Origin of the sequence: Streptosporangium minutum (genome assembly GCF_002149035.1) — a bacterium.
Classification (GTDB): domain Bacteria; phylum Actinomycetota; class Actinomycetes; order Streptosporangiales; family Streptosporangiaceae; genus Streptosporangium; species Streptosporangium minutum.
The window spans coordinates 1-3,859 of record NZ_NGFP01000422.1 but is presented as its reverse complement, the minus strand read 5'-3'; the positions used below and the strand labels follow the sequence as shown (position 1 = coordinate 3,859).

The 3,859-nt window shown below is 71.5% G+C and carries 4 protein-coding genes; 1 reads left to right on the top strand and 3 read right to left on the bottom strand.

What is annotated here, in order from left to right; genetic code table 11:
- Positions 1 to 142: 142 nt before the first annotated feature.
- From CA984_RS42995 to CA984_RS42985, 3 genes are all read right to left on the bottom strand, one after another.
- Positions 143 to 1,084 carry a WXG100-like domain-containing protein gene (locus CA984_RS42995; RefSeq protein ID WP_086579030.1) on the bottom strand — a complete coding sequence of 314 codons (942 nt, stop codon included), beginning with the start codon at positions 1,082 to 1,084 and terminating at the stop codon, positions 143 to 145.
- Entirely contained in the window at positions 1,081 to 1,485 is a 405-nt protein-coding gene (locus CA984_RS42990) for a hypothetical protein (RefSeq protein WP_133061967.1), read from the bottom strand. The genes CA984_RS42995 and CA984_RS42990 overlap by 4 nt, the downstream gene beginning before the upstream one ends.
- A gap of 197 nt (positions 1,486 to 1,682) precedes the next feature.
- On the bottom strand, positions 1,683 to 2,504 hold the full coding sequence (locus CA984_RS42985) for a spermidine synthase (protein ID WP_086579031.1): 822 nt from the start codon (positions 2,502 to 2,504) through the stop codon (positions 1,683 to 1,685).
- Between the two features lie 84 nt (positions 2,505 to 2,588).
- On the opposite strand from CA984_RS42985, the gene CA984_RS42980 reads away from it, so the two are divergent.
- The coding region (locus tag CA984_RS42980; RefSeq protein ID WP_086579028.1) for a penicillin-binding transpeptidase domain-containing protein at positions 2,589 to 3,859 on the top strand (1,271 nt) is incomplete at its 3' end.

Below are 3,859 nucleotides of genomic sequence, written 5' to 3'. Positions count from 1 at the left end.
GTCCCGGTCCCGCCACAGCGGTCCCCCTGGATGTCCCGGTCCCCGCCCGGCGCGCTCCGCCCGGCGTCCCGGTCCCGCCCGGGTGTCCCGGTCTCCGGCGTGGCGGTCTCGCTCCGGGCGCGTTCCCCCGGCCCGGTGCGGCTCACTCCGGAGTCTTGGCCCCCTGCATCGTGCCGACCATGGCCTTGGCCAAAATCTGTTTCAACGTGGGCAGCAGGTCCTTCCCGCTCTCTCCGTTCATCGCGTTGGACGCCACGGTGTAGGAGTTGGAACCGATGTAGAAGGAGGCGAAGTTGCCCGCGTCGTTGTCGAGCACCTTCCCCAGAGGGCCGACCCTGGTGAGGTCCCAGACGCCGAAGAAGACCAGGCAGGCGGCGAAGTCCTTCATGGTCATCGTGGCGTTGTCCTCGAACGATCCGGGGCCGTCGCCGAACGCCGCCTTGGTGCCGATCGACAGGGTGGTGTCGCCGAGGGCGAAGAAGGCGCTTCCGGCGGCGTAGTCCGCCATCTTCTTCCGCACGATCTCCGCGACGTATCTCTGGAAGAGCATCATCAGGTACTCGACCTGATATTGCCGGCGCAGCTTGTCCGCCGCCCATTTGATGGCGGCGGCGCCGGGGCCGCCCACCAGCGGCCAGGCTCCGGCGAACAACAGCTGCGCGACCTCGGTCGCCGCGAGGACCTTGAGCGCGTGCTGGGTGGCCTCCACCGCCTCGGCGTACTCCTCGCACGCCTCGGCGGTGCGCTCGCAGTGGGCGGTGACCGCCTCGGCGTAGTCGGGGAAGGAGAAACGGGCCGTCGGACCCTGCGCGCCGGAGGGCAGGGAACTGAAGAGGCCGCCCGCCCAGAAGGCGCGGAACGCGTCGCTGCCCTCGCTGGGGTTGTTCTGCCACACGCGCGCGGCCTGCCGTTCCATGTCTCCCTGGGATGTCGCCACCAGCGCGCCGATCGACCTCCAGACGGCGGCGGCCCGGCGTGCCCCGTCCGGATCGCCCTCCGGCCACCGCCGGTAGATGTCGTTGAGGACGATCCCCATCATGCCCGCCGCCCCCAGCGGGAACAGCGCCGAGCGGTTGAGCCTCATCGGAGGATCCTGGGCATCTCGGCGATACTGGCCCAGTCGGCGGCCTCCACGTTTCTCCCCATGTCGTGAATGCGGGCCGCGACGCCGGTGTAGAAGGACGAGATGGCGCTCGCCTCGGTCATGACCGCCTCGGCCGTCGCCGCGTAGCCCAGCACTTCGGCGTCGCCGTTGTAGAACTTCGCGCCCGCCTCGTCGCCGCCCCAGAAGTCACCGACCGCGATCAGTTCGTTCACCTCCTTGACGAGCGCGCCGGTGAGGTCGGTGCTCTCGATGCGGAACGCCTTCGCGATGGACGACTTCAGGTCGTCCGGGGACATCGCCAGTTCGGCGGGTGGTCCCTGCCATGCGGCGGATCTTCCCCCGGGCGCGTCTGGGGGACCATAGGACGGAGCCTCGGACATGTGCACTCCCACGCTGTGAACCATGGACACGGCACGTCGGCGGTACCCGGCGTGCTGGAAATATCATTTATTGTAAGTAGGAAATACCAAGAATATGCCGACGGGGTCGCCCGGTGGCAGGAAGAGCCGCCCGCCTCCGCTCAGCCGAAAACCTCCGGCGGGCATCCGTTCGGTCGGAGCCCCCGGTGGGCCTCCGTTCAGCCGAAGACCCCCGGCGGGGGGACGGGCACGACGACGGCGTCGCCGTCGTTGAGCGGCGGAGCTCCGGCGACGAACCTGGTCAGGTCCTCGCCGTACACGCACCGGGCCTGAGTGATGCCGCCGGCGGCCCGCCGGGTCAGGCCGGTGAGGGGCAGTCCGGCGCGGGAGGCGGCGACGATGAGGTTGCCGAAGCGGCGGCCCCGCATGACGCCGGGGTCGGCGAGCAGCGCCACGTGAGGGAAGGCGCCGCCGACGGTGGCGAGCACCCGGCGGGCGAAGGCCAGGCCCTTGCCGTCGGCGATGTTGATCAACAGGGTCCCGGCCGGGCGCAGGACGCGGGCGACGTCGCCCATGTACTCGGAGGTGGCCAGGTCGAGCGGCATCGTGGCACCGCTGAAGGCGTCCAGCACGATCAGGTCGGCCGAGGCGTCCTGGAGCCCGGCGGTCGCCGTACGGCCGTCGAGGACCTTCACCTTGAGGCGGGGCACCGACTTCAGGCTGAGCTGGTCCCTGACGAGCTGGACGAGGCCTCCGTCCGGCTCGGCGACGATCTGCCGCGACCCCGGACGGGTCGCCGCCACGTAGCGGGGGAGGGTGCAGGCGCAGCCCCCCACGTGCACGGCGTCCAGGGGGCCCTCGTCGAGCAGGTCGATCACGGCGGCCATCAGCCGGACGTATTCGAAGTCGAGATAGGTCGGATCCTCCAGGTCCACATAGGACTGGGGCACGCCGTCCTTGGAGATCACCCAGCCGGAGGGACGGTCCAGATCCCCGAGGAGCTCGACCTCGCCGAAGGTCACCGGATAACGGCCCGGCATCGGCCCCTTCGGTTCCCGCCTGACCATCACCTTGATCCTCTTTCCTCTGATATACAACCCGGGGACACCCTTGGGAGAAACCGTATGCGCAGTCGAGCGGTCCTCACACTCATCATCGTCGTTCTCGCCGTCATCGGCGCCGGGCTCTACGTGCTGGTGCGCCCCACGGGGGCGGAGAGCCGGCCGGTGGCCGGTCCCGAGGAGACGGCGACGGCCTATCTGGCGGCCTGGGAGGGCAGCGACATCGGCGCGATGAGCCGTCTGGTCGCCGACACGCCCGCCGACTTCGCCGAGCGGCATCTCGCCTTCTCCCGCGACCTGGACATCGAGTCGCTGGATCTCATCCCGGGCACGCTGCGGCGGCACGGGGGACAGGTGGCCGAGCTGCCGTTCCAGGGGGTCAGGGGGATCAGGGACCTCGGGGCGTGGCCGTTCGCGTCGACGCTGCGGCTGGTCCGGCGGGACGGGCGATGGAAGGTGCTCTGGACGCCGGAGACGCTCCATCCGGCGCTGAAGGACGGCGGGCGGATCCGGCTGAAGGAGGTCCCGGGGCCCGCCGTCGAGCTGGTGACCCGCTCCGGCACGCGGTTCCCGCGCGACAGCGGGGCGGAGAGCTACCTCGGCATGCTCGGCGCCGACCTGGAGGGGGGCGGCAGCGGCTACGCCCTGGAGGCGGTCCGGACGGACGGGACGGTCCAGGAGCTGGCGGCGTTCGCGCCGCCGTCCGCCAGGAGGGTCCGCACCACGTTCTCCCGGCCGGTCCAGGCCGCGGCGGCCCGCGCGCTGGACGGCGTGGACAGCCCCGCGGCGATCGTCGCGGTCAAGGCCGACACCGGCGAGGTGCTCGCGCTCGCCGACCGGCTGGGCGGGGAGCTGGGCGGGCAGGGCGCCATCCGCGGCCTCTACCCGCCGGGGTCGACGTTCAAGGTGGTCACCGCCGCCGCGCTGCTCTCCCGGGGCCTGACCCCGGACTCGCGGGTGTCCTGCCCCGCGACCTACACGCCTCCGAACGGCCGTCCGTTCACCAACGCCGGGGGGCACGCCGCCCCCGGGACCACCACGCTGACCGGCGCCTTCGCGGTCTCCTGCAACACGACCTTCGCCGAGCAGTCGGTCCGGCTGCTGTCGGCCGGCGGCCTGGTGGACGCCGCCGAACTGTTCGGGTTCAACAAGGACATCGAGGGCCCTGGGGTCTGCGGCACGGTGAAGCCCCACGGGAACGCCGACGAGCTGGGCGCCGACGCCATCGGCCAGAACTCGGTGGTGGCCAGCCCGCTCTGCATGGCCCTGGTCACCGCCGCCGTGCAGGACGGCTCCTGGCGCCAGCCGGTCATGACGGGACGGCGGGGGAAGGG

Coding starts and splice junctions, on each gene's coding strand:
- CA984_RS42995 (WP_086579030.1), bottom strand. CDS start 1,084: ATGAGGCTCAACCGCTCGGCGCTGTTCCCGCTGGGGGCGGCGGGCATG.
- CA984_RS42985 (WP_086579031.1), bottom strand. CDS start 2,504: ATGCCGGGCCGTTATCCGGTGACCTTCGGCGAGGTCGAGCTCCTCGGG.
- CA984_RS42990 (WP_133061967.1), bottom strand. CDS start 1,485: ATGTCCGAGGCTCCGTCCTATGGTCCCCCAGACGCGCCCGGGGGAAGA.